Raw genomic sequence first — 25,184 nt, forward strand, 5'->3', positions numbered from 1 at the left:
GCGACGACAACCGTCACGTGCAATTCCTGTGAGTTCCCTTGGGGCATTCTCCGCCGGAACGCACAAGTTGTGGATGGCGTGCCGACACACATCATCGTCGTGCACAAGCTTCGGTCAGTTTGCGTCGACGACAGACAGCAACATGCCGTGCAATCAGCCCCTCGCAAAGTCGAGCGCATGTTGCTCGTCAGGCAGCGTATTGCGTTCACCATCATGTGTCCCGAAGAACGCGATTGTCTTGAACGTTGCAGCCGCTTACGACGACATCCAGTCTGCGCGAGCGTCTTGACTTGATTTTGTTGAGAAGCTCATTCATCGTTTCGCTCGAGTATAAGAAACGTCTGCCTGTGACTTGAACTTTGGGGGCTTCGGTTGAACCACTCCGATCCACCGTCTGCCGGTGACGGCAACCCGGGCTCCCGCGCGACGACGACGCTGCTGGCATGCCATCGACGCAGCCTCTCGTTCCGGACGATGCGTTCCGCAACGGCCAAGGTGCGGCGCGTTGCGGTCCGTGCCTTTGAACGAGAGCTCGGCACGACAGGCTCGTCGGACACTCAGGGCGCAGAGCGGCTCCGGGACGCCGCAGACAAAGTTCCGGGGACGAGGTAGATCCATGCCATTGGCGCGGGAAGCCGTCGAGCTGCTGGTTCAGGCGGCGAGGGCTTGGTATTTCGAAGGCGATCAGCATGGATTGCGCGATCGGGAGTGGATGGCGCTGCGCTTTCTCGGCCGCGCCAACAGATTTTCGCGCACCCCGTCCGCGCTGGCCGGCTTCATCGGCGCCACCCGGGCGACTGCATCGCAGATCGTGAAGACTCTGGAGAGCAAGTCCTTTCTGGTGCGAAAGCCGTCGCATGAGGACAAGCGTTCTGTCGTCCTGCACGTCACCGCCCAGGGCGAGAAATGCCTGAGCCAGCACGACCCGATCAATCACGTGGTGAATGCGGTCACTTCGCTCGGGACCGACGAGTGCATCAGGTTGCGCGACTCTCTCCGCGAGATCCTCAATCACCTCGATGCAGCCCATCAGCGGCTCAATGCCAGTATCTGCCGGGACTGCATGTTTCTCGCAGAGCGCGGTCCGGGCACCGGCAAGGGACGTGCAACCGCCGAATTCATGTGCCGGCTGTATCGTGCGCCGGTCTCGCTCGAAGAGACCGAGCTGCTCTGCACCAGTTTCGAGCGCACGCGCGACCGCCCCAAGATCGAGCAGCATCTCGACCCCGCGCGCGTGGCGAGCCGGGGGTGAGGCGGACGACTCGACCGCAGCCACACCAGCCTGGGATGAGACCCAAGTCTTGCGGAAGGTCTCGCAGCGGAAAAATCTCTTCGAGACGCGCACCTGTCCCTCCCGCGAGCACGTCGGCATTGCGAGCGCAGCGAAGCCAATCCGATGTGTTTCCCTGGAGGGATTCCAACGTTTCATTCAGCGCGCGTCTACTCCTCAAGGCTGGTCCCAACTCGCAATTGCGGAGCACACGGCGCCATCGCAGTCCCAACACGCATTTCGACTGGCAGACACGGCTTGGCATCCTCGCGGCTGAATTCGCCCGAGCTTTGCTTCGTCGCTCACCCTCTTGAGCCAGGAGGGCGCAGGGAAGACCGGGTGCTGACCTCGCACCCGCGGTCTGCTGCGCGAAAATGTAGCGCAAAGAGACCGCACAGCAGCATACAGGTGGAGCCAATCACTCGGCCTTCCCTGCGCGATGGTCGGACGGCTTATGCCGTGCTCTCCCGGGAGCCGAGTTCGTTCTGGCCTCCCTCACCCCGCGAAAGTCGCCGGCGCCGCGCCGGTTGACGCGACTGCCGCCTCCGCAAGAGCTTGACCGTAGCAACGACGGCCAGGACCACACGGTTGTGCCGTACGCGCGGCCCGCCATTTCGCCGCAGTTTTCCCAGCCCTGTCGACGGCGCTGGAAACTTACAGGCGAGACGAACCTGACAGCGCCGCTCGTCCGCACGCGGTTTCGGGCTCACGGAGAGCAATCCGCCCTGCCCTGACTCTCGTGCACGACGCTGCCGCGTCCACCGCAAGCCCGGCTCGCGACAATGACGACCTCATGATCGCCCCTCAAGGATGACCCGGGATGGACGACACATACGATAAATCAGAATTTCGGTAAAGCGGAATATTTTCGCACAGCCCGCTTGACAGCCCCGCGGGGTGTTTTGCCCGGTCGGGCAATTTGGGAGATTGCAGCCTCCAACCGTAGTCCGGCGTCTTGCCACCGGTGCGACGGTCCTAAAGGCGCTTTGCTCCATGCAGCCTGCAGACGCAGTTGTCCGCAGGGCTGCACAATGAAAAGCACCCGGCGGTTTCCCGCCGGGTGCTCCTCGAATTGCTTCGACGGATCTTACCAGTTGCGCTGAGCGCGGAGGAGCATGGTCAGGCTGTTCTGATCCTTCAGCTCGTAGGTTGCTGTCGGTTTGCCGTAGCTGGCTGCCGGCGTGACCGTGACCGTGCCTGCATACTTCTGGTCGAGATGGGTCCACGTGAGGTCGGCCGAGAAGGTCAGGTTCTTCACCGGCGTCCAGCGGGTGATCACACCCAATTGGGCGACATTGAAGTCCGGATTGCAGGACGTAACGCCGGCGACGTTCATGACACCAGCGTAACCGCCGCCACCGCAGACGTAGTTCTTAGCCAGCGTGCCGAAACGAGCCCCGGCATACGCACCGTACAGCGCGGTGTTCCAGTTCGGATTCCAGTTGTGGGTGTACGCGCCACGGAAGCCCCATGTCTTGACGCTCTCCTGCTGACTGCCCGTGACGAAGACCGTGTCAGGAGCATTGGCGAAACCGACGCTTCCGTACGAGCTGCTCGAGCTGCCATACATCGAGTAGGAGCTGCCCGCGAGGTTCTGGAAATTGTAGCGGGTCGCGCCATCGGTGTAGACGCCCGAAATGTTGATCGTATCCCCCGCGCCGGTCGGGATGTTCTTGATCGACAGAGCGAGCTGAATCGCCCAACCCCACTTATCGTCGGGGTGCCCGGTGGCCTCGGTGGCGCCGTAATAGGCGACGTGGTTGTCCTTGGCTGCAACAGACGCCTGGAACAGACCCCAGGCTTGGTCGACCCGCACCTGACCAACGAGGTTCGGCGAACGCGAGCCGCCAACGTCGTTGCTGCCATACGAGCCGCCCACGATGCCGGCGACGCTCGCACCCGACATGTTCAGATTGCCGGCCTGATAGTAGGCTGTCGCGTCTTCCACCGAGAACGAGGCCGTCACACCCTGACCGAAATCGGCGGTGTAGGAGCCCTGCAAGACACCGGTGACCGTGCCGCTGCCGCCGACGAGACCGTCGAAGTTGTTGCCGGGATAGTTGGTCCAGGGCGCGTCGAACTGCGACACGGCCTTACCCATCGTGAAGCCGGCGAACTGGATGAAGGCGTAATACACACCCACCGAACCGCCTGAGGTGCCGCCGTCCGTTGGATTGACGGTCGACGTACCGGAGGTGGTGGCGGAGTAGCCAGTCGCGCCAGTCGCGGAGCCCTGACCGGTGTAGTTCCCCGTGGTCCAGGAGAACGTTGCATCGAAGAAGGTGCGGACCACGCCGTACTCGGTCGCGGTGCGCGTATCGATGTTGAGGTCTTGACGAGCGCGCGCGGTGTAATAGTTGCTCAGGCGATTGTGGGAACCAGCGGTGGCGCCGTTCGCAGCGCCGTAGACGCTGTTGGTGCCCAGCGCGACTTCAGCGCGCAGGTAACCACCCAGCTTGATGCAGGTGTCAGAGCCCGGGATGTAGTAATATCCGGCGCCGTACAGCGAGCAGATCTTCACGTATTCGATCGCCTTGGCCTTTACGGGGAGATCGGCTGCGAGTGCCCCGGAGACAGCCATCAGGCCGGCGGCCGAGCCGAGAAAGAGCGTCTTCGTCAACTTCATTAGTACCTCCAAGTCGGTTCCGGGGGCTCGGCGCCTCGGTGGACGCCGCGTTGCCCTCTTCAATTTCCGTTCAGTTCAGGTCCGCACCGAAGGTCCGGACTGAAACGACAGTGAGGCGCCCCCTCCGTCGCGGGATCACATATAGTTTATAAAAACAATCACTCCAATTCATTAATTTCGTGAATCGTATGTTCTGAAGAAGCTGTTGCCCGTGGGCAACAGGAAGACGATACAAGCAGAAACGCAGCACAATAGCGCACAGAAAAGCCCTCAGGGGGCATCCTGAGGGCTTCCTTGGAGGTCTCGCATCGCTGTCCGTTGATGGTCAAGAGCAGCAAATATCGAGTACAGACTAAATAACTTCGTCAATTGTTTTTTGCAATTAAAAAACGACCAGTTCGTTGCCTCCATGCAATGCCCACGGGCCGAGGCTGCGCGCGATCATCGAGACATCAACGAAATATGCCGTTACAAGATCTGCTCTGCTCCCTTCGAACGAAACCGCGAACCGACATGATCGAGAAGAAACTCGACAGAGCGATTACGGACTTCATCTGGAACGTGGTCGAAATCCACTCCCAGCTGGAGGACATCCACACCAGTTGGGCCGAACTGCTGGGCATAACCGAGCCGCAGTGGCTGATCTTGATGGCAATAACTGAACTGGACGATGGTCGCGGCGTCGCCGGAATCGACATCGCAAATAAGTTACGGGTCCATCCGGCCTTTGTGACCAACCAGACCAAGAACCTCGAAAAGAGCGGCTTCATATCGCGGCGGCCCGGAGCGGAGGATGCGCGTTTCGTCCTGATGTCGCTCACGGCAAAGGCGACAACGGAAATCGAAAAACTGTCCAAGAGAAAGCTCGCCTTGAATTCCACCATGTTCAACGAGCTCGACGAGAAGACCTTGGCTGATCTGAACGTCGCACTCGCAAGGATCGCCAAGAACGCCCGACTGGCTGCGCGATTGCTGGCCATCGACGTTTCGTGATCCGTTGATGCCTGGGGCAGAATGACGCCCGGAGCTGCTGTGGTCGCGCCGAACCGCCTGCAGGCGATCCCCGACGCGGCTAGAGGTAGACTACGGGATCGAGCCGGCGGGCAGTTCCGAGCTTGCTGTCGAGCCATTCGAAAATGAAGTCGTCGACGGCGACGAAATTCTCGACCTCGCCCAGAGGGTACGGGATGCGATTCGGTACGACGATCGAGCAATCGGCTCCGGCCTGCCGATAGCCGGCTTGCAGTTCGAGAGCATCCTGCTCCCGCACCATCGAGCGACTTCCAACGACCACGAGAAGCGGGCAAGGTATTCGACGCGACGGCAGCAACGAATTCGTCGCCGTCCCCTCATGGCTGGCCTCCGCAAAGCCGGTCATCCAGCGAACCGATGCTCGACGCATGACCGACGTCAAAAGACCTCCGTCGCACACGGCGGCAGCTATCCTGCGGTCGGAGCGGGCAAGGCGGGATGCTTGACTGGCGCCCGCCCCTTCGCCGTAGATGGCGATCCGCCGCGAATCGACGTCCGGCCGAGCCTCCAGGTAATCCAACCAGCATTGAAGCAGATGTTCGGGCTTGAAGGTGCGGGGAATACGTGAATTGCAGGCATCGATCAGCAGGAGTGACACGTTGCGGCGGAGTGACGCCGGCAACAGCCTGCTCAGCATCGAGCGAAAGGAGATTTCCTCGTCGCCTATGCAGATGATCGCGGGTGCGGGAAGGACATGACAGGACGCCGCGAGAAAGAAGCCGGTCGTCCCCTGATCGTGGCAATCAATCTTGACGCGTTCGATCGCACCACCAAATTCTGTCTCGAACCTGCTCGTGATGGAATCAATCTTCCTTCCGAGGTCGATGCCCGCAAGGTCGCCCCGGCAAGCCAGACTTCTCGAAACTTCAAAGGCCGTCAGCGAACAAAGGTACGCCTCGCGCGCAATCTCAAGAAGCCCATCCGCGCTCGCAGTTTCCGCGAATGTCCAATATTCGTTTGCAATCCTCAACCAGTCCGAGACCCACAGATGCCTGTGTACGTCGCGCGCAAGTTCTGCCACGGACATGTTCTCGAAGAAATTCGACGCGCGATTCCGCAGACGCGCCAGGCTTCGACCCGCACCGTCGCACGGGCCGCGAGGCCAATGGTCAACTTCCATCTCTGTCTCCGAACGACGGCAACGGCACTGAATGAAGCAGTCTGCCCAAACGAACCGGTTTCGAGACAAGCTCCGGGTCGGCACAACTCGATCTCACGTCTCAGCTCCGTCATTCATAGGTAGTCATGCGCCTGCGCACTCTGCCGTTTTTGTGGTCCCGCTTTGTAGTTTTGTAGTTTTTCATTGCTGGCAGCGACGCGCCGTCGGGCGCGAGACCGCGAACGACGCAGCGGATTGCCGCTTCATCGGCGCCGCGCGTCCGCGGCCGAAGCGTGACGACACACGATCGCCTCCCGTCGAGGCGGGATCAGCAGAGGCGATATTTCCGAATTTCGGGCGATGCATGTCACTGCGGCGCTGACTGCCGGCGTCGCTCGCCGCACTCATCAAGATGCGAGCCGAGCCGTGTATTCAAATTGACTGGCATGCATTATCCCAGTTGCCATCGCGCGGCACTTCGCTTTACATGGCGCCAACTCGCCTCGGATGTCGAAGCCCGGGGCTCAAAACACAATTTTTCCAAAGGGACGGAACATGGCGCGCAACATATTGATTCTGGGGGCTTCTTACGGCTCCCTGCTGGGCACGAAGCTGCTGATGGCGGGGCATAACGTGACCCTGGTCTGCCGCGCCAAGACGGCGGAGCTGATCAATCGCGACGGTACCGAGGTGCGTATCAAGCTGCGTGACGAGGCGGCGCACCGTGCGATCTTCTCGCGCGACCTGCCCGGCAAGCTCGATGCGGTCACGCCGGCCAATGTCGACCTTTCCCGTTACGATCTGGTCGGCCTTGCGATGCAGGAGCCGCAATACACCAACCACACGGTGCGCGTTCTCATGGTCAAGATCGCCGCGGCGAAACTGCCGTGCCTGTCGATCATGAACATGCCGCCGCTGCCCTATCTGAAGCGGATTCCGGCACTCGCCGACATGGACCTCGAAGAGGCCTACACCAATGCGCAGGTGTGGGAGCGGTTCGAGCCGGGGCTGGTGACGCTGTGCTCGCCCGACCCGCAGGCATTCCGTCCGCCGGAGGAAGCCGCCAACGTGCTTCATGTCGGCCTGCCGACCAACTTCAAGGCATCGGTCTTTGCCGACGAGAAGCACAACAAGCTGCTGCGCGAGCTCGAAGCCGACATCGACGCCGTGACGCTCGACGGCCACGACGTGCCGGTGAAGCTGAAGGTGTTCGACTCGCTGTTCGTGCCGCTGGCGAAATGGTCGATGCTGCTCGCCGGCAATTACCGCTGCATCACGCCCGGCGAGCCGCAGTCGATCCGCGACGCCGTGCACGGCGATCTCAAGCGCTCGCAGACGATCTACGACCATGCCGACGCGATCGCCCGCCGGCTCGGCGCCGATCCGCAGGACCAGGTGCCGTTCGCGAAATACGCCAAGGCCGCCGAAAGCCTGCTCAAGCCGTCCTCGGCCGCGCGCGCGGTCGCGAGCGGCGCGCCCTTCATCGAGCGCGTCGACCTCCTGGTGAAACTGATCTCGCATCAGCTCGGCGTGCCGAACGCCGAGATCGACCGCACCGTCGACACCGTGGATCAGAAGCTGAACGAGAAGATCGTGCAGGGTGGATCGGGCGCGCCATAACGCGCCGTCTCCGGCGACGTCGGCGCTCAGGCGATCAGGAACGATTGAAGCCAGATCAGGCCGGTCACGGCGACCAGCGTGACCGCGCCGGTGCGCGCGATCAGGTCGGGATGCCCGAGGTGGCAGGCGCCGCGGCCAAGCGTTGCACCCAGAATGATCCACACGGCTCCGGCAGTGACGATCTGAAGCGCGACTATGCCGAGCCAGGGCAACAGTTCAAGCGGCCCGGCCCCAAGGGGCAGGAGCAGGAACGCGAAGACCAGCGCTTTCGGGTTCAACAGGGTCGTCAGCAGCACCTGAGCGAACGTCACCGCAGCTCCAGCGCGCAGCTCGCGTGTGTTGACGCGCCAGAGCATGACGGCGAGGCACAGGATGTAGACGGTCACAGCGACGCGGAGCACGATCGCCGCAATCGGGATGTCGTTGATGACGGGACCAAGCGCCAGCCGCAGCACGGCGATCGCCAGCAAATAGCCGCACAGCTCCGCCGCGAGCAGATGAAGGGAGCGCGAGATGCCAGCCCCTGCGCCTGATGTGGCGAGCAAGGTGTTGGTCGGCCCCGGCACCGCCAGCAGGAAATAGGCCGCCGTGATGAAGGTCAGAAAAGTCATACGGCCAAATAACAGGCCTGGGGCTCGCGGATCTTGATCTGCGTCATTCCGGGCCGAGCGTGGGATCGCCTCTTTGCATTGCCGCTCACTCCAGCTTCGGCGCGACACTGTTCCCGGTGTGGCGCAAACTCAACGACAATCCTTGCACCTCATCGGCCACACGATTGGCCGCGCCCGCGCGCGGACCGCTGATATCACGACTGCGTGAGACGACCGCATGCTGGTCGCCCTATCCCGGCGCTTCGTGGGCAAAGCGAGCCGGTTTCCACGCGAAATCGGCTCGCACACGTGCAGGTCCTTCATTCGCGCAAACGTTGCATGCGCACAGGACGGGCCCGGTGTCTTGCCTCCCACGGGGAGATGAGAAAGATATGTTTTTAAGTCAGGTTTCTGAGACCTGTTTGCCGGTCCGTTTGTTCCGGCGCGATCGCAATGCGCTGCTGAGAGAGCCAGACAAGAACAGCAAGAATGGATCAGGCGATGCTGAGCGTCGTCCGCGCAGTGGAGGCAGGCGCGACGACGATGAAGGGCGTGATCGACGCCACCGGACTATCCCGCCTCAAGATCGAACGCGCGTTGAATACGCTGGAGAAGCAGAAGCTGCTGGTCCGCGACGGACAGGGCTTTCGCGCCACCGGCCTGCCGAAGACGACCCGGCCGGCCCGGCAATGCGGATCGTGCAACGCCTGCTGCGATATCCTCGAAGTGGCCGCGGTCGACAAGCCGGTGAACCAGCTGTGCCGGCATTGGCAGACGGGCACGGGGTGCACGATCTATGACCGCCGCCCGCAGATGTGCCGCTCATTCGTATGCGCCTGGCTGCAAGGCCACCTCGACGACGACTGGTTTCCCGAGACGGCCGGCCTCGTCGTGCATTTCAGCCAGGACGCCGTCAATGTCACCGTCGACGACGGCTGCCCGGATCGCTGGCGCGAGGAGCCGTATTTCAGCAAGCTCGCCGAATGGTCGCTGAACGGCATCAGGCGGATCGGAAACCGCGGCTATGCCACCCTCGTCGTCTCCGGCACCGAGCGATTCCTGCTGCTTGGACGCACTGCCGTTCCCGATCCGACGCCGTTCGGCACTGCCTTCCTGCCGCTCACGGCCGACACGTTCCAATTCTGGAAGGCGACGTCGCCGGAGCATTTGCAGCGGCTGCACGAGCGAATCGCCGAGATCGAGCGGATCAGGCAGGAATTCGGCTCCTGCGCGATCCCCGAGACCGAGGACGACGATCCGCAAGCACCCTATCGGCCCGCGCTTCTACGGTTGTCGGGGCACGCCTGAACCCCGTCGTGGGCAACGCGGCATGATTCGCCCCGCGCCGCTCGACGCGCCGCGACGGGATTGATAAGCCCCTGTCCGCGAATGATGGGGACTTGAGTCGGGGACATGACGGTTGCGATCGAGATGGGGCAGACCACGGCAGGCGCCGCGGCCGCCATGGACCTCGAGGAACTGCTGGCGACCCGCCTCCTGGTGCAGGGCAATTCGGGCTCCGGCAAATCGCACCTGTTGCGGCGGCTCCTGGAGCAGAGCGCGCCGTGGGTGCAGCAGGCCATCATCGATCCCGAAGGCGACTTCGTGACGCTGGCCGAGCGCTTCGGCCATCTCGTGATCGAGGCCGAGGACCATACCGAGCGCGGCCTTCAGGTCGCCGGGGAGCGCGCCCGGCTGCATCGCGTCTCCACCGTGCTCAATCTCGAGGGGCTCGACGCCGAGAACCAGATGCGGCGTGCCGCGGCCTTCCTCGGCGGTCTGTTCGACGTCGACCGCGACCATTGGTATCCGATGCTGGTCGTGGTGGACGAGGCGCAGCTGTTCGCGCCGGCCGTTGCCGGCGAGGTCTCCGACGAGGCGCGAAAACTGTCGCTCGGCGCCATGACCAATCTGATGTGCCGCGGCCGCAAGCGCGGGCTCGCCGGCATCATCGCGACCCAGCGGCTGGCGAAGCTCGCCAAGAACGTCGCGGCGGAAGCCTCCAACTTCCTGATGGGACGGACCTTCCTCGACATCGACATGGCGCGCGCCGCCGATCTGCTCGGCATGGAGCGGCGGCAGGCCGAAGCCTTTCGCGACCTCGAGCGCGGACAGTTCATGGCGCTGGGACCTGCGCTGTCGCGCCGTCCGCTGCGCCTGAACATCGGCCCGACCGATACAAGCCCGCGCAATTCGACGCCGCGGCTGATGCCGTTGCCGGAGGCGACCCTGGAGGATGCGCGCGCCGTGATCCTGGCGGCACCACCGCCCGATGCCAGTCGGCCGCAGCGCCGGCCTGCGCCGGATCTGCTGGAGCAGCTTCGCGCAGCGAAGGCGGCCGCCGCGCCGGAGATCCGGCCCGAGGCGGCCGAGGTGCCGGTGAGCGCGGAAGAACTCGCCGAGCGGCGCGAACGCGTCGCCCGCACCTTGCGCGCCGTGCTGGCGGAGCCCGATGCCGGCTTCCGGGCCATCGGTGTGCTCTATCAGGAGTTCGTGGTCCGCTGCCGCATCGAGGGCCTCGGCGCGGCGGTGCCAGACCTCAACGAATTCCGCCGCATGCTGACGCATGCGCGCGCCGGGCTGGGGACTGATCTCACTGAAGACGACGCCTGGCAGGACGTCGCGCTGCGCGCCTCGATCCTGCCCGACGACATGCAGGGCGTGTTCATGATGATCGCGCGCGCGGCCAAGGAAGGCTGGCCGTGTCCCGGCGATGCTGCGATCGCCCGCGCCTACGGCTCGCATTCGCTGCGCCGCGCGCAGCGGCTGCTCGGCTACATGGAGGAGCAGGGCCTGATCGTCTGCCAGCTCGACGGCGGCGGACGCCGGATCGTGACGCTGGTGGAGCTCGCCTGGGCGACGGCGCCGGGCGATCCCAACGCCGACGACTTGCCGGTGGAACAGGTCCAGAGCGCGGCTTCGCTCTGAGTCGGCGGAATCAGGGACGTCTCATCACGACGGCCTCGGTCGCATCGAAGCCTTCTGCCGCGTCCGCCGAACCTCGCCCGTCAACCGAGAACATGCGGCGATAGAGCACGATCGAGGCGAGCCATGCGATCGCGAACAGCGCGATCACGGCGAAGCCGACATTCGCCAGCGACTCGTTCAGACCGTCGACCAGCGTCCACATGCCGCCGGAGAGGCCGAGCCGATCGCCGATCAGGCCGAGCGCTTCGATGCCGCCGATGAACAGCGCGACCGCGACGGAGGCGCCGGTGATCGTGAGATTGTACCAGAGCTTGCGCAGGGGATCGACGAAGGCCCAGCGATAGGCGCTGACCATCAGCGCCGAATCGGCGGTGTCGACCAGTGCCATACCGGCGGCGAACAGCGCCGGGAAGACCAGGACATCGGCGAGCGAGGCGCCGCGCGCGGCTTCGCTGGCGGAGATGCTGAGCAGGCCGATCTCGGTCGCGGTGTCGAAGCCGAGGCCGAACAGGAACCCGAGCGGATACATGTGCCACGGCTTCGTCACCAGACGGAACAGCGGCCCAAGCAGCCGCGCCAGGACGCCGCGACGGGCGAGGAGCGCATCGAGGCCTGCGGCATCGTGAACGCCCTGCTCTCGCGCCATGCGAAACGTCCGCCACAGGCCGGCGAAGATGGCGAGATTGATGGCCGCGATCACCAGCAGGAACAGCGCCGACACCGACGTGCCGATCAGACCGCCGATCTCCCTGAGCAGGCTGTCACCGCCAAGACTCACGACGCCCAGCGCCAGCAACATGGTCGCGACCACGACCACGGTGGAATGGCCGAGCGCAAAATAGAGACCGGCGCTGCGCGGCGTACCGCCCGCCTGCATCAGCTTGCGCACGACGTTGTCGATGGCGGCGATGTGATCGGCATCGACGGCGTGGCGGAGGCCGAAGACCCAGGCCAGCAGCGCGGTCGCCATCACCGTCGGCCGGTCGCCGAACAGCGAGAAGGCCCAGGCCCATGCGGCGACGTTGGCGGCGACGAGCCCGCCGAGCAGCACCACCGTTCCGGGCTCGGCCGCCCGCTCAGACAATTTCATCACGAAGTTCATTCCGTCCCGCTGCACACCCTGTCGCGCCAACGGTATGATTTTTTCATAGATTAGTCACACTGGCTAGTCCCAGAGAAGGTTCGTCGTGCCGCGGTTCCAGACGGCGATGGCCGGGACAGGCCATGACGGTGCGGGCGCGTCATCGCACCTGAATTGCTACGCCGCCTCGGAGCCGCCGAGATAGGCATCGCGCACCCGCGGATCATCCTTCAGCGCCCGCGCCGGACCTGACAGCACGATCCTGCCGGTCTGCAGCACATAGGCTTCATGTGCGATCTCGAGCGCGAGGCTGGCGTTCTGCTCGACCATGAACACCGAGACGCCCACCTGGTTGATGCTGCGGATCAGTTCCAGCACGCGGTCGACGTAGAGCGGCGACAGGCCCATGGTCGGCTCGTCCATCACGATCATGCGCGGCCGGCTCATCAGAGCGCGCGCCATCGCCACCATCTGCTGCTCGCCGCCGGACAAGGAGCCGGCGCGCTGCGACAGCCGCTCGCCGAGCTTCGGGAACAGCGTCAGCATCCTGTCGAGATCCTGCGCCACCGCCTCACGGTCGTTGCGCACGAAGGCGCCCATCAGGATGTTCTCGCGCACGCTCATGTCCGCGAACAGCCGGCGCGCCTCCGGCACTGAGGCGATGCCGCGGCGGACGATCTGCGGCGTGGAGAGGCCGATCAGCGAGGCGCCGTCGAACGTCACCTCGCCAGAGCGCGGCTTGACCAGACCGAGAATGATCTTCATCGTCGTCGACTTGCCGCTGGCATTGCCGCCGAGCAGGCAGACGATGTGGCCGCGCGCAACCGTGATCGACAGGTCGAAATGCACCTGCGCCTGGCCATAGAAGGTGTTGACGTTGAAGAGGGCCAGCAGCGGTTCGGGCGAAGGATTCGTCATGCCGCACTCTCCTGCTCCGTCGTGCCTGATAGCCCGTGGCCGAGATAGGCCTCGATCACCTTGGGATCACCACGCACCTCTTCGCCCGGCCCTTCCGCGATCGTCTTGCCCTCATCCATGACGATGACGCGGTCGGACAGGCGCATCACCATCTCCAGCTTGTGCTCGATCAGGAGGATGGTCAGCCCTTCCGCCTTCAGCTCGGCGACGAGGCCCTGCATCTCCGCGGTCTCGGTCGGGTTCATGCCGGCGGTGGGCTCGTCGAGCAGCAAGAGGCGCGGCCTCAAGGCGAGCGCACGCGCGATCTCGACACGGCGGCGATTGGCGTAGGACAGACTATAGGCGGGCTGGTCGATCCGCGGCAGCAGCCGCTCGCCGAAGCGAGCGAGAATAGCTTTCACCTCCTCGCGCAATCGTTCTTCTTCCGCCTTGACGCTGGCGGGCCGCAGCAGCGCAAGGCCCAACTCCAGCAGCGGGCCGATCACCGGCACCGCCGGCTTCACGGCACGCAGACGCGTGTGCGCCCCGATCAGGACGTTGTCCATGACGCTGAGATTGCCGAACACGCGCCCGAGCTGGAAGGTGCGGGCGATGCCTTCGGCCGCGAGCCGTTCCGGCGAGAGACCCGTGATGTCTCGGCCTTCGAAGCGTACGGCGCCGCCATCGGGCCGGTCGAGCCCGGTCACGAGATTGAACAGCGTCGTCTTGCCGGCGCCGTTCGGGCCGATGATGCTGATGAGCTCGCCCTTGGCGAGGTCGAGATCGATCGCATCGACCGCGGTGAGGCCGCCGAAGCGGCGCGTCAGGCCGCGCAGGGACAACATGGGCGCATGCTGATCCGCCATCAGACTGTCCCCAACAGGCCTTGCGGCCTGAACCGCACCAGCAGCAGCAGCACGATGCCATAGATCAGGATGCGGTACTCGGCCGCGATGCGGAAGAGTTCGGGCAAGCCGACCAACGCGACCGATCCGACGATCGCGCCGACGACGTTGCCGAGGCCGCCCAGGATCACGACCGTCAGCGCCAGGATGGATTGCTGCGTGTTGAAGGTCTCGTGGTTGATATAGGAGTAAAGATGCGCGGCGATGCCACCGCTGACGCCGGCGGCGAAACCGCCGAAGATGAAGGCGAGCGACTTGTAGCGGTTCAGGCTGAGGCCATAGGCACGTGCGGCGATGTCATCGTCGCGGATGGCGCGGAAGCTGCGACCGAGATGCGAACCGAGCAGCCGTCCTTGCAGCAGCGCCAGCACGAGCATCACCACGAAGCTGAACCAGTAGACCGAGGACGGGTTGATCAGGTCATGGCCGAACAGCGACAGCGGCGGGATGCCTGAGATGCCGATCGGACCGCGGGTGACGCTCTCCCAATTCAGGATCACCAGCGAGACGATTTCGCCGATCGCGAGTGTCGCGATCGACACGTAATGCCCGCGCAGGCGGAACGATGGGGAGATCAACAGCGTGCCGAGGGCAGCACTCATCAGGCCGCCGCCGATGACGGCAAGGCCGACCGGAACGGCCAGCGTCAGTGACAGCAGCGCGGAGGTGTAGGCGCCGATCGCGAGCAGCGCGGCGTGACCGAGCGAGACCTGGCCCATCGTGCCCGCGACCAGCGTCAGGCTGAGCGCGAGCATGCCGAGCAGCCAGGCGTTGATCAGGGTCTGGAGCACGTAGAAGGACACCGGGAAGAACGGCAGGACCGCGAAGGCAGCAGCCGCGCCCAACAGGACCCAGCGCGGAATGCGGACCGGACGGCTTGGCGCGATGAAGGTGCCGGTGAGCGGCTCGGGCGGGGCCTGCCGCGCGCTGGCGAACAGGCCGTTCGGGCGCAGCACGAGCACGACGACCAGCAGCAGGAACGCGAACAGATTGCGATAGCTGGTGCCGAACACGGCGACGCCGTAGCTCTCCACCAGTCCGAGCAGCAGGCTGCCGATCACCGCGCCGGGCACGTTGCCGGCGCCGCCGACCACTTCCGCGACGACGCCTTTGAGCGTCGCCTGCAGGCTCATCGCGGTGTCGATCTGGTTGTAGTACATGCCGACCAGCAGGCCGGAGACGCCGCCGAGCGCGGCCGCGATGCCGAACACCGCCTGATTGACGCGGTTGACGTCGACGCCCATCTGCATGGCGGCGTCGCGATCCTGCGCGGTGGCACGCACGGCCCAGCCGAGCTTGCTGTAGCGCAGGAATACGAACAGCAAGAGCGCGCTGGTGATGCCGACGCCGGCGATCAGGAGATCGAGCGGCCCGATGGTGCCGCCACCGAGCTGAAAGCGAACGTCAGGCAGTTGGCTCGGCAGCGCGCGCGGATTGGGCGAGAAGGTCAGCATCACCAGTTGGTCGAGCACGAAGCTGATGCCGATGGTCGCCAGCAGCGGCGCGATGCGCACCGAGTTCTGGAGCGGACGCAGGCCGAACCGCTCGATGATCAGGCCGACCATCGCGGCGGCCGCCGCCACCACGATGATAGTCAGCGGCAGCGGCGTATGCAGCCGCACCACCGCGACCCAGCCGATATAGGCGCCGACCAGGTAGATCGATCCTTGCGCGAAGTTGATCAGCCGGCTGACGCCGAAGATCAGCGCGAGCCCGACCGCAACGAGAGCGTAGACATTGCCGACGATCAGCCCGTTGATCGTGTAGTCGAGCCAGGAAGACAAGCGATGATCCCCGCGAAAAGAGAAGTGCGGCCGGAGCGCCCACTCCGGCCATCAGGTCAGGTCGGCTTGCCGTCCCACAGCGTGAACTGGCCCTTGCGCACGACGAGCTCGGCGTTCATGGCACCCTTGACGCGGCGGCTCTCGACGTCGAACGTCGCCTGGCCGTAGATGACGCTGGAGACGTCCTTCACCTTGGCGAAGGCGTCGCGGATGGCGCGGCGGTTGGTGCCGCCGATCTTCACCACTGCAGCGGCCATGTTCATCGCGTCATAGGAATAAGCGTTGAAGGCGTCGGGCTCCTGTCCGTTGTACTTGGCCTTGAAGCCCGCGATGAACTTCTTCACCTCTGGCCGCGGATCTTCCGGAAAATAGCGCGTGCCGAGATGGACGTCCTCGACCGCTTCGCCGCCGAGCTCCAGAAATTTCGGCGAGTACACCGAGCTTGCCGCGCAGATCGTCTGCTTCAGACCGACCTGGCGGGCCTGGCGGGCGATCAGCGCACCGTCGGAATAATAGGAGATCAGGATCAGCCCGTCCGGACTGGCGTCGCGCACGCGCACCAGCGTCGAGCGGAAGTCGCGCTCCTCCGCGATGTAGCCTTCGGTCACCGCGATCTCGGCGCCGTACTCCTTCGCTGCCTTGACGAAATGGTCGCGGCTGGTGCGGCCCCAATCGGTGTTGAGGTGCAGCACCGCGAGCTTCTTGAGGCCAAGACGCTTGACGGCATAGGACGCCAGCAGCGGCTGCTCGTCGGCCTGGCTGACGGAGGTGCTCCACATGAAGTCGCCGCCCTTGGTGAAATCAGGGTGGGAGTTGGTGAAGCCGAATTGCACGAGGCCGCCGCGCTGATAGATCGGCGAGGCCGCCATCGAGGCGGGACTCGAAAAATCGCCAAGCTCCATGATGATGCGGGGATCGGAGACGAATTTCTGGGCGATCGCCACCGACTGGCGCGGATCGCTCTGGCTGTCCTCGAACTGGTAGGCGAGCTTGCGTCCGTTGATGCCGCCGGCGGCGTGAATCTCATCAAGCGCGAGATCGAAGCCCTGCTTCCACTGGGCACCATATTGCGCATTGGGCCCGGTCAAGGGGCCGCTGACGCCGAGCAGGACCGGTTCGGCGGATTGCGCAAGGGCGGCGCGCGAAAAGGCCGCTCCCGCCATCATGGCGGCGAGTGAGCCCCTGACCAGGGTACGGCGATCGATGTTGCTCATGCACGGCTCCATCCATTCAATGTTGAAACAGCAGCAATTCTTGTGCCGGTGAGATTGCCTATTTCGAGGGCTCGCCAAGCGACAGCATCAGCCGGTTCGCCCAGTTGAAGAACGAGGCGCCATTGATGACGTCGACGATCTCGGCATCGTCGAGGCCCGCACGGCGCAGCTCCTCGATATTGTCGGGACCGAACGCGATCGGCGTCGCGGCCAATGCCACGGACGCCTTGACCACGGCATTCCAGCGTTCGCCGAGATCGGCTTCGACGCCTTCGTCGAGTAGGCGCTGCACGTCGTCGCGGCGTTTGGAGTAGGTGCTGGCGAACCGCACATGCACGGAGGCGCAGTAGATGCAGCCGTTGTAGCGCGAGGTCGCAGCCGCCGCGAGCTCACGCTCGGCGCGCGGCAGGCCGTCGGCCACATTGTAGAAGATGTCCTTGTCGGTCCTGGTGCGGGCTTCCAGCACCTCGGGATCGCGCACCAGGAGACGGAAATATTCCGACTTGGCGCGGGCGCGGTCGACCAGACCGGCGAAGTGCCGTTCGGTCAGCTCGGCCTCGGGCAGCGGATCGATCCACGAGACCCAGCCGAGCTCGTCCTGGGTGAAGACGACGGGCGGGTTGACGGTGTTCATGATGCGACCTCCTGCGCGCTTGCTGCTGCGAGCGTGCGCAAACCGCTGACGACGCGCACCTGGAACGACAGGAACGCAACGAGCTGAGAGAGCGTGACGATGCCGGTGGTCGACCAGCCGGCGGCCAGCAACGCCTTCATGTCGGCGGACGCGGCATCGCGCGGGTGGAACACCAGGAGATGCGCGTGCTCTAGCGCCGCGACCAGCCGGGTGCCGAGGACAGGTTTGCGCTCCGCGCTCACGCGATAGATCAGCCCGGCCTTGTTCTCGATCGACAACGGACCGGCCGGATAGGCGCCGTACGGCCCGGACGTCCTGCCGCGCTCAGTCTCGGCCTTGATCGCTTCGAGCAAGGGTGCTCCATCCGCGTTCGCGGCGAGCTTCTCGCGATAGAAGGCGGCGACCGCGGACTCGCCATGGAGCCCGGTCACGAAGGCCGCGACCGCCGCGCGCTCGGAAAGCGAAAACTCGCTCGGGTCGATCGGCTCAAACAGGGCGAGATAGCTCTTTTGCGCGTTCTCGCGCGCCTGAAGACGACGCGTGCGGATGGCGTCGAGAGCCGATCCCGGCTCGATCCCGGCGAGCGTGTCGATGATATCTTGCGTACCCATCAGTCAGCCTCGTGCAGCGCGAACATGTTCATTCCGGCTAGCCCGCCAGCGCCACTTCGGGTGCCGTCCGGGTCCAGCCCAGCGCCGGCGCGACCTTGTCGGCGACGAGCTCGATCGATCGCAGCACATAAGGATGCGGCGCATCGACCGAATGCACCTGGAAGACGAGATCGGTCACCCGCTCGAGCGTGGCATCGGTGCGGAGCGAGGCGATCACCTCGTCGGCGGCGCCGACATGGGTGTCGAACGCGGTGATCATCTCCTCCAGCGTCTCGCCCGGGGGAAGGTGACCGCCCTTCATGAATTGCGGCAGCGCGCGCCGCAGTCCGATGTCTGCGAGGCGCATCGCCTCACGATGGTCGTCGGCGACGAAGACGCTGCGCGAAGCCATGATGCGCGGCTCGCATCCCGACGGCAGCGCTGCGAGATAGGCGTCGATGATCGGGTTCTGGATCTCGGCCAGCGTGGCCTTCGGCGCATCCTTGGCCCGCGGCTGGGTGCGCGACAGCAAAAGGCCGTCGCCGGCCTTGCCGGCCCGAGCACCGCCCGCGACCGAGAAGGTCGCCTGCCAGATGCGCTTGTCCAATTGTGGACGCAGCGGATAGAGCGTGTCGCCGCCGTCGAGCGGCTTGCCGACCAAGGCCGTGCGAACGATTTCGAGATTGCGCGCAAAGATCTCGTTGCGCTGGGTGCTGTCGAGGCCGAAAGCGGCAAAGGCCGAGGGATTGCCGCCGGTGCCGACGCCGAGCTCGAAGCGGCCGTTGCAGAGCAGATCGAGCACCGCGGCGTTCTCCGCAACCCTGACCGCATTCTCCAGCGGCAGCGTGACAATGCCGGTGCCGAGGCGGATGCGCGAGGTCTGCGCGGCGACGTAGCCGAGGAACGTGAAGGGCGATGGCAGACCGCCCTCACGCTCGTGAAAATGATGCTGCGCGATCCACGCGGAATCGAGCCCGGCCTTCTCGGCGTGCACGATCTGCTCGGCCGCGAAGCGATAGCGGTCCGCCGGCGGTGCCTCGTCGAGCAACCGCGTGAAGAAGCCCAGGCGTTTCAGGTTTGCGAAGCGTTTCATACGACCCCTGTCGGGCGAGGATTGCCACGCCCCCGATGATGTCGGTTGCCGCAGCTCCAGACAAGCGGGGCATTGCACAAGGCTGCCCGCCGGATCGCCCTTACATGGACTTTACGCAGGCAGATTGCCTACCAGCTCGGCAGTACGGCGCCCTTGAACCTGGTCAGGACGAACTCCTTGACCTCGGGCGTGTGGTAGCTGTCCACGAGGATCTTGACCCAGGGCTTGTCCTTGTCGGCGGTGCGGACGGCGATCAGGTTGACGTAGGGGCCCTTCGGATCCTCGCGCAGGATCGGGTCCTTGACCGGATCGAGGCCGGCCTGGGTTGCATAGTTGGTGTTGATCGCGGCGGCGTCGACGTCGTCGAGCGCGCGCGGCGCCTGCGCCGCGTCCACCTCGATGAACTTCAGCTTCCTGGGATTCTCGGTGATGTCGAGCACCGTCGGCTTGAAGCCGACACCGTCCTTCAGCTTGATCACGCCCTTGTCGCGCAGCAGCAGCAGCACGCGGCCGCCATTGGTCGGATCGTTCGGGATCGAGACCTTGCCGCCCTCGGGGATGTCGGCGAGGGCTTTGTGCTTCTTCGAGTAGACGCCGATCGGGAAATTCACGGTCAGCCCGACGGCCTCGATCTTGTAGCCGCGATCGGCCTTCTGGTTGTCCAGGTAGGGCTGATTCTGGAACGAATTGGCCTGGATGTCGCCGGCGTCGAGCGCGGCGTTCGGCACCACGTAATCGGAGAACTCGAGGAGCTGGATGTCGAGCCCCTGCCTGGCGGCGATCGGCTTCACGGCCTCGAGGATCTGCGCATGCGGACCCGGCGTCACGCCGATCTTGATGGTCTCGGCCCCGGCTGCGGAGGACCATGCGGCGAGCACGGCCGAGAGGATCAGAGGCAGGCGAAACGACATTTTGGTCTCCGTAGGTCTGCGACAAATATGGAACCGTATTCGCTTCCCCGCCGCGCGAAATCAATGAAATGGAAAACCATATTGGCAGGCCCGCGCGGACGCACGTTCTCCATTCGACATCAAACGGAAAAGAAACCACGCCGGGCGTCTTTGATCTGTGGCGATTTCCCGGCCGCGGCAATGATTCTTTCGCCAGCGCAACACTCCGAAACTTGATGGATCTGCGCCTGCCGGGTTAGCGTTTCGGTGCGGCCTTAGAACTTCCCCAAGTTCACCTAGATCGCACCGGATCGCCGCCTGGGTCTCTCAGGCAGGCGATCCGGGTCTGTGCCTCGACCGGGGGCGCTCTCCACATCGTCATTTCGTCGCATCCCCGCCTTGCCGGCATTGCCGCCCCGGCCATCATGAAACATGATGGGTTGCCGGAAACGGATTGTGCAGGTGGAGGTCGTCCGATGAACGAGAATGAGATCCGCGGTTTGATCGCCGATGTGAAGCAAGGCAGGCTGTCGCGACGCTCGTTCATCCAGAAGGTCGCCGCGATCGGGATCGTAGCGCCGGTCGCGAGCCAGATCCTGGTGTGGCACGACGTGGCGATGGCAGACGCCACGCTTGCCTACAAGCCGACCAAGGCCGGCGGCGGCGGCACGCTCAAGATCCTGCTCTGGCAGGCGCCCACCCTGCTCAATCCGCATTTCGCGATCGGCACCAAGGACCAGATCGCCACGCGCATCTTCTTCGAGCCGCTCGCCGGCTGGGACAAGGACGGCAATCTCATTCCCTGCCTGGCCGCCGAGGTGCCGACCAAAGCGAACGGCGGCCTTGCCGCGGACGGCATGAGCGTGATCTGGAAGCTGAAGCGGGGCGTTAACTGGCACGACGGCAAGCCCTTCACCGCCGACGACGTCGTCTTCACCTGGCAGTACGCCGCGGACCTCGCGACCGCGGCTTACACCACGGGCTCCTACAAGGACATCAAGGTCGAGAAGATCGACGACTACGCCGTCAAGGTGCTCTTCAAGGCGCCGACGCCGTTCTGGGCCGACCCGTTCGTCGGCGGCTCGGTCGGCCAGATCCTGCCAAAGCATCATTTCGGCGACTATGTCGGTGCCAAGTCGCGCGAGGCTCCGGGCAATCTCAAGCCGGTCGGCACCGGTCCGTACAAATTCGTCGAGTTCAAGCCGGGCGACATGATCCGCGCCGAGCGCAATCCCGACTATCACGTCAAGAACCAGCCGCATTTCGATACGCTCGAGGTCAAGGGTGGCGGCGACGCGGTGTCTGCGGCGCGCGCGGTGCTGCAGACCGGCGAATACGACTTTGCCTGGAACATGCAGGTGGAGGAGGAGGTCCTCAAGCGCATGGAGGCGGGCGGCAAAGGCAAGCTCGACATCACGCCTTCCGGCAATGTCGAATTCATCATCCTCAACACGACGGACCCCTGGACCGAGGTCGACGGTGAGCGTTCGAGCGTCAAGACCAAGCACCCGACGTTGTCCGATCCCGCCGTTCGTCGGGCGATCAATCTCTTGATCGACCGCGATTCGATTCAGAAATTCATCTACGGGCGCGGCGCCGTCGCAACCGCGAGCTTCGTCAACGCGCCCAGGCAGTTCAAGTCCCCCAGGCTGAAATACGAGTTCGACATCGACAAGGCCAACAAGATCCTCGACGAGGCCGGCTGGACCAGGGGCGCGGACGGCATCCGCGAGAAGGACGGCAAGAAGCTCAAATACGTCTTCCAGACCTCGACCAACGCCCCGCGCCAGAAGACCCAGGCCATCATCAAGCAGGCCTGCCAGAAAGCCGGCATCGAGATCGAGATCAAGGCGGTCACCGCATCGGTGTTCTTCTCCTCCGACGTCGGCAACCCCGACACCTACTCGAAATTCTATGCCGACATGGAGATGTACAACACGACGCAGCCGCAGCCCGATCCGGAGCGCTTGCTGAACCAGTGCGTCTCCTGGGAGATCGCCACCAAGGACAACAAGTGGCTCGGCCGCAACAACTCGCGCTATTCCGATCCCGAAGCCGACAAGGCCTACAAGGCCGCGCAGAAGGAGCTCGACCCGGTCAAGCGCGCCGCGCTGCTGATGAAGGTCGACGAGATCTTCTGCGGGGCCAATGTGTTCCTGCCGCTGCTCTCGCGCCACATCGTCAACGCGAGCGTCAACAGCCTCATGACCGACATCTCCGGGTGGGACACCATCACGTGGAACCTGGCGGCGTGGTATCGGAGCTGAGGGGGGAGTTCGCCGAAATCTCTCGGGTCCCGGACAAGCTCCAGCGCAGTAAGCGCATCGAGGACGCGCGTGAATGCGCTTATCGCGGTGCAGCGCCGGGATCCGGAAGGCGACATGGACCGAATCCCTTCCATTGTGTGCTCCAGATCACAGCAGAAGCACGCGCCTTCCCCTACAAAGACCAGGCATGGCCGCAAACAAGGTAACGGCGGTACGCACGAGCTGCGGAGACGATCGACAGCTACGGACTTTCGAAGCCGCCTGGGCGAGGAACCCGGCGGCTTTTTCTGTCTTGCGAGGGATACGGGCGACCGACCTCTTAGATTAGTGCGCAGACCCATCCAAGTCTCTGGCAGAATGGGCAGGTCTTGTCGGTCAAAGCGTATCCGGCGTCCGCAACGTGTTCGACTTGTCCTCGTTGCGCAGCTCCTGCTCGGCGGCGTGCCAAAACTCTTCCTCGCGGCCTTCGGGCCTGCCGGCTTGCTCCCACAGGCGATGCGCGCGTTCTCTGATCTCTTGCTCGGTCGGCTCGGACAATTGCACCTCCTGCTTTGGAAGCACGGCCCCACCCTTTGGGGGTACGGGGGCTTGGAGGCGGGGCCGTGCAGGCCAGCCATCGGCGGCGACGCTGGCCCGAGGAGTCAAGCTTCGACCATGTGCAAGAGTTCCTGCGCGTCCGCCTCCCGGGAGCCGATGTCCTTCTGGCCTCCCTCACCCCGCGAAAGTCACCGGCACCACACCGGCCCGGTCGAGGGAGCCAGAAACTCGCTGGCGAGACGAACCCGTCAGGGCCGTTCTTCCGCACGAAGCCTTGGGGCTTACGAGGAGCTTCGGATCCGAACCGACACGCTGGAACCAGCCCAGTAGCGAGTTCTTTCGGCGCACGATCCGGCTGCTAGCTGTAGAAGATGCCTCCGTCCACGTTGAGGGCCTGGCCGGTCACGAACGCGGAATCATCTGACGCAAAGAACGCCACGGGACCGACGACATCCTCCGGCTGCCCGAGCCGGTGCAGGTCGGTGACCTTCTCGAAATAGGCGACCCGCTCGGGATCGCGGAGATTGTTCATCCCCATCTCAGTCACGATGATGCCTGGACACACGGCATTGACGGTGATGCCGTGGCCTCCGAACTCCATGGACGAGACGCGCGTGAAGCCGACCACGGCGGACTTCGATGCAGCGTAGTGGGATTGTCCCGGACCGCCCGTTCGGGCGGCGAGCGAGGCGATATTGACGATCCGTCCGTATTTGCGCTCCTTCATATGGGCCACCACGGCCTGGGTCATCTGGAAGACGCCGCGCGTGTTGACGGCGAACGTCTGGTCCCACGTGTCGGTCGTCAGCTCGTCGATGGTCGCCAGCCTGAGAATCCCCGCATTGTTGACGAGGGCATCGATGTGCCCAAGTCCCTGGACGGCTTCAGCCACGGTCCGCCTGCAATCGCCGACATCGCTCACATCGCCCAGCACCGGGATGCATCGGCCGCCAAGCTCCCTGACCTCTGCAACGGTCTCGAGAAGGACCTTCTCCTGGGCTGCGATGTCGGTCAGCGCGAGATCGTAGCCGCGCCTTGCAAGGCCGATGGCTATCGCGCGGCCAATGCCGCGGCTTGCTCCCGTCACGATCGCATGTCGGGCCATGTTGCGTTCTCCCCTGTTGTTCGGATGAATGGTTTTTGCTGGTGTGAATGGATCAGGCGCGAGCAGGCTTGCGGACCGGGAGGGTGTTCATGGCCTTCACCGTCTCCTCGAACGATACGAGATTGGCGCCCGAACCCAGCCCCGTCGCGACGATCGCGGCCGTCGCGGTCGCGAGCTTGGCGCAGTCGAGCAGGTCCCAGTCGCGAACCAGACCCGCGATGAAGCCTCCCGTGTAGGAATCGCCGCATCCCGAGGTATCGCGGACCGCGACCTCGAACGCCGGCACCGTGAACTGGCGTCCGTCGCGTGTCATCACGAACGAACCATCGGCACCGAGAGAAATGGCGCAGCCCCCCGCGCCCTTGTCGATGAAGAACCGCGCACACGCGGCCGGATCGTCGGTTCCGACCATGGCATTGGTCTCATCGATGCTCGGCATGAAGAAGTCGACATAGGGCAGCAGCGGCTCGACCAGCGCCAGCGTTTCACGCCGTGCCTGGATGAGATCGAGCGTCGTCGTACAACCGGCCGCCTTCGCGTCACGCAGCAATGCGACGGAAGGCGCTCCATCCATCGCGAGCAGGGAGCCAACCCCGCCGAGATGCAGAATCTTGCTCCGGCAGGCGGCCGCTTGCACTTCGGGTGCGATACGCCAGCGGGCGGAGGCGCCCCTTGCGTGCATGACCGGACGCGAGCCGTCGGGCCGGATCGGCAGGATCGTGGCCGAGGTCGGACTGCCGGCCATTCGCTCCATGAGAGAGATGTCGATGCCTTCACGCTCCAGCGCGTTCAGCATCCAGTCGGCCTTCTCGTCGGAGCCGACGGCGCCAACCGCGAGCGCCTTCAGACCGAGACGCGCGCAAGGGACCACCGTTCCGCCGGCGGTGCCTGCGACCGCGAGCCGAATTTCTTCGATCAGCAAGCGGCCGCCACCGGGCGGAATCTCGGTCACCGGGACCCCCAGAATATCCAGAATATAAGTACCGCAGACGCTGACGTCGTGAGAGTGAGCCATGATTTCT

At 64.4% G+C, this 25,184-nt stretch carries 21 protein-coding genes; 6 read left to right on the plus strand and 15 right to left on the minus strand.

Translation table 11 applies throughout. The features are described 5' to 3' along the window. Positions 1-616: 616 nt before the first annotated feature. Entirely contained in the window at positions 617-1,252 is a 636-nt protein-coding gene (locus ACM42_RS29335) for a MarR family winged helix-turn-helix transcriptional regulator (protein WP_271531100.1), read from the plus strand. A 1,105-nt stretch (positions 1,253-2,357) separates the two neighbouring features. Here the strand turns inward: ACM42_RS29335 and ACM42_RS29340 are convergent. Next, on the minus strand, positions 2,358-3,896 hold the full coding sequence (locus tag ACM42_RS29340; RefSeq protein WP_271531101.1) for a porin: 1,539 nt from the start codon (positions 3,894-3,896) through the stop codon (positions 2,358-2,360). A gap of 513 nt (positions 3,897-4,409) precedes the next feature. Here ACM42_RS29340 and ACM42_RS29345 point away from each other — a divergent pair. After that, positions 4,410-4,889, plus strand: a complete 480-nt coding sequence (locus tag ACM42_RS29345) for a MarR family winged helix-turn-helix transcriptional regulator (RefSeq protein ID WP_271531102.1) — start codon at positions 4,410-4,412, stop codon at positions 4,887-4,889. A gap of 79 nt (positions 4,890-4,968) precedes the next feature. On the opposite strand, the gene ACM42_RS29350 is transcribed toward ACM42_RS29345, so the two are convergent. Continuing rightward, on the minus strand, positions 4,969-6,048 hold the full coding sequence (locus ACM42_RS29350) for an alpha/beta hydrolase family protein (protein ID WP_271531103.1): 1,080 nt from the start codon (positions 6,046-6,048) through the stop codon (positions 4,969-4,971). A gap of 534 nt (positions 6,049-6,582) precedes the next feature. On the opposite strand from ACM42_RS29350, the gene ACM42_RS29355 reads away from it, so the two are divergent. Beyond that, complete coding sequence (locus ACM42_RS29355; RefSeq protein ID WP_271531104.1) at positions 6,583-7,647, plus strand: ketopantoate reductase family protein; 1,065 nt, start codon at positions 6,583-6,585, stop codon at positions 7,645-7,647. A gap of 26 nt (positions 7,648-7,673) precedes the next feature. Here ACM42_RS29355 and ACM42_RS29360 read toward each other — a convergent pair whose 3' ends face one another. Continuing rightward, entirely contained in the window at positions 7,674-8,258 is a 585-nt protein-coding gene (locus ACM42_RS29360; protein WP_271531105.1) for a LysE family translocator, read from the minus strand. A gap of 468 nt (positions 8,259-8,726) precedes the next feature. Between ACM42_RS29360 and ACM42_RS29365 the strand changes: the two genes are divergently transcribed. Together ACM42_RS29365 and ACM42_RS29370 are read left to right on the plus strand one after the other, a co-directional pair. Beyond that, on the plus strand, positions 8,727-9,545 hold the full coding sequence (locus ACM42_RS29365; protein ID WP_271531106.1) for a YkgJ family cysteine cluster protein: 819 nt from the start codon (positions 8,727-8,729) through the stop codon (positions 9,543-9,545). Positions 9,546-9,650: 105 nt separating this feature from the next. Beyond that, complete coding sequence (locus ACM42_RS29370) at positions 9,651-11,165, plus strand: ATP-binding protein (protein WP_271531107.1); 1,515 nt, start codon at positions 9,651-9,653, stop codon at positions 11,163-11,165. Between the two features lie 10 nt (positions 11,166-11,175). On the opposite strand, the gene ACM42_RS29375 is transcribed toward ACM42_RS29370, so the two are convergent. The 9 genes from ACM42_RS29375 to ACM42_RS29415 form a co-directional block, all read right to left on the minus strand. After that, the gene (locus ACM42_RS29375; protein ID WP_271531108.1) at positions 11,176-12,267 is read right to left on the minus strand and encodes a HoxN/HupN/NixA family nickel/cobalt transporter; all 1,092 of its coding nucleotides are present in this window, start codon (positions 12,265-12,267) and stop codon (positions 11,176-11,178) included. Positions 12,268-12,423: 156 nt separating this feature from the next. Beyond that, positions 12,424-13,164 carry an ABC transporter ATP-binding protein gene (locus ACM42_RS29380; protein WP_271531109.1) on the minus strand — a complete coding sequence of 247 codons (741 nt, stop codon included), beginning with the start codon at positions 13,162-13,164 and terminating at the stop codon, positions 12,424-12,426. Continuing rightward, positions 13,161-14,009 carry an ABC transporter ATP-binding protein gene (locus ACM42_RS29385; RefSeq protein WP_271531110.1) on the minus strand — a complete coding sequence of 283 codons (849 nt, stop codon included), beginning with the start codon at positions 14,007-14,009 and terminating at the stop codon, positions 13,161-13,163. Before ACM42_RS29385 ends, ACM42_RS29380 begins: the two co-directional genes overlap by 4 nt. Further along, complete coding sequence (locus ACM42_RS29390; protein WP_271531111.1) at positions 14,009-15,832, minus strand: ABC transporter permease; 1,824 nt, start codon at positions 15,830-15,832, stop codon at positions 14,009-14,011. The genes ACM42_RS29385 and ACM42_RS29390 overlap by 1 nt, the downstream gene beginning before the upstream one ends. 56 nt (positions 15,833-15,888) lie before the next feature. Beyond that, positions 15,889-17,046, minus strand: a complete 1,158-nt coding sequence (locus ACM42_RS29395; RefSeq protein ID WP_271531112.1) for an ABC transporter substrate-binding protein — start codon at positions 17,044-17,046, stop codon at positions 15,889-15,891. Between the two features lie 58 nt (positions 17,047-17,104). Beyond that, positions 17,105-17,680: an alkylhydroperoxidase domain protein gene (locus ACM42_RS29400; RefSeq protein WP_271531113.1), complete on the minus strand. Its 576-nt coding sequence runs from the start codon at positions 17,678-17,680 to the stop codon at positions 17,105-17,107. After that, the gene (locus ACM42_RS29405; RefSeq protein WP_271531114.1) at positions 17,677-18,291 is read right to left on the minus strand and encodes a CMD domain protein; all 615 of its coding nucleotides are present in this window, start codon (positions 18,289-18,291) and stop codon (positions 17,677-17,679) included. Before ACM42_RS29405 ends, ACM42_RS29400 begins: the two co-directional genes overlap by 4 nt. Positions 18,292-18,328: 37 nt before the next feature. Continuing rightward, the gene (locus ACM42_RS29410; protein WP_271531115.1) at positions 18,329-19,363 is read right to left on the minus strand and encodes a putative FMN-dependent luciferase-like monooxygenase; all 1,035 of its coding nucleotides are present in this window, start codon (positions 19,361-19,363) and stop codon (positions 18,329-18,331) included. A gap of 128 nt (positions 19,364-19,491) precedes the next feature. Continuing rightward, entirely contained in the window at positions 19,492-20,274 is a 783-nt protein-coding gene (locus ACM42_RS29415; RefSeq protein WP_271531116.1) for a MetQ/NlpA family ABC transporter substrate-binding protein, read from the minus strand. A gap of 455 nt (positions 20,275-20,729) precedes the next feature. Between ACM42_RS29415 and ACM42_RS29420 the strand changes: the two genes are divergently transcribed. Beyond that, entirely contained in the window at positions 20,730-22,520 is a 1,791-nt protein-coding gene (locus ACM42_RS29420; protein ID WP_271531117.1) for a peptide ABC transporter substrate-binding protein, read from the plus strand. A gap of 375 nt (positions 22,521-22,895) precedes the next feature. Here ACM42_RS29420 and ACM42_RS29425 read toward each other — a convergent pair whose 3' ends face one another. The 3 genes from ACM42_RS29425 to ACM42_RS29435 all read right to left on the minus strand — a co-directional run bounded on the left by ACM42_RS29425 (position 22,896) and on the right by ACM42_RS29435 (position 25,177). Next, on the minus strand, positions 22,896-23,057 hold the full coding sequence (locus tag ACM42_RS29425) for a DUF2934 domain-containing protein (protein WP_080659892.1): 162 nt from the start codon (positions 23,055-23,057) through the stop codon (positions 22,896-22,898). A gap of 358 nt (positions 23,058-23,415) precedes the next feature. Further along, positions 23,416-24,162, minus strand: a complete 747-nt coding sequence (locus tag ACM42_RS29430; protein WP_271531118.1) for an SDR family NAD(P)-dependent oxidoreductase — start codon at positions 24,160-24,162, stop codon at positions 23,416-23,418. Positions 24,163-24,214: 52 nt separating this feature from the next. Then, entirely contained in the window at positions 24,215-25,177 is a 963-nt protein-coding gene (locus ACM42_RS29435) for a carbohydrate kinase family protein (RefSeq protein ID WP_271531119.1), read from the minus strand. Between the last annotated feature and the right edge of the window lie 7 nt (positions 25,178-25,184).

The organism is Bradyrhizobium sp. CCBAU 25338 (assembly GCF_028128965.1).
In the GTDB taxonomy this organism is placed as follows: Bacteria; Pseudomonadota; Alphaproteobacteria; order Rhizobiales; family Xanthobacteraceae; genus Bradyrhizobium; species Bradyrhizobium liaoningense.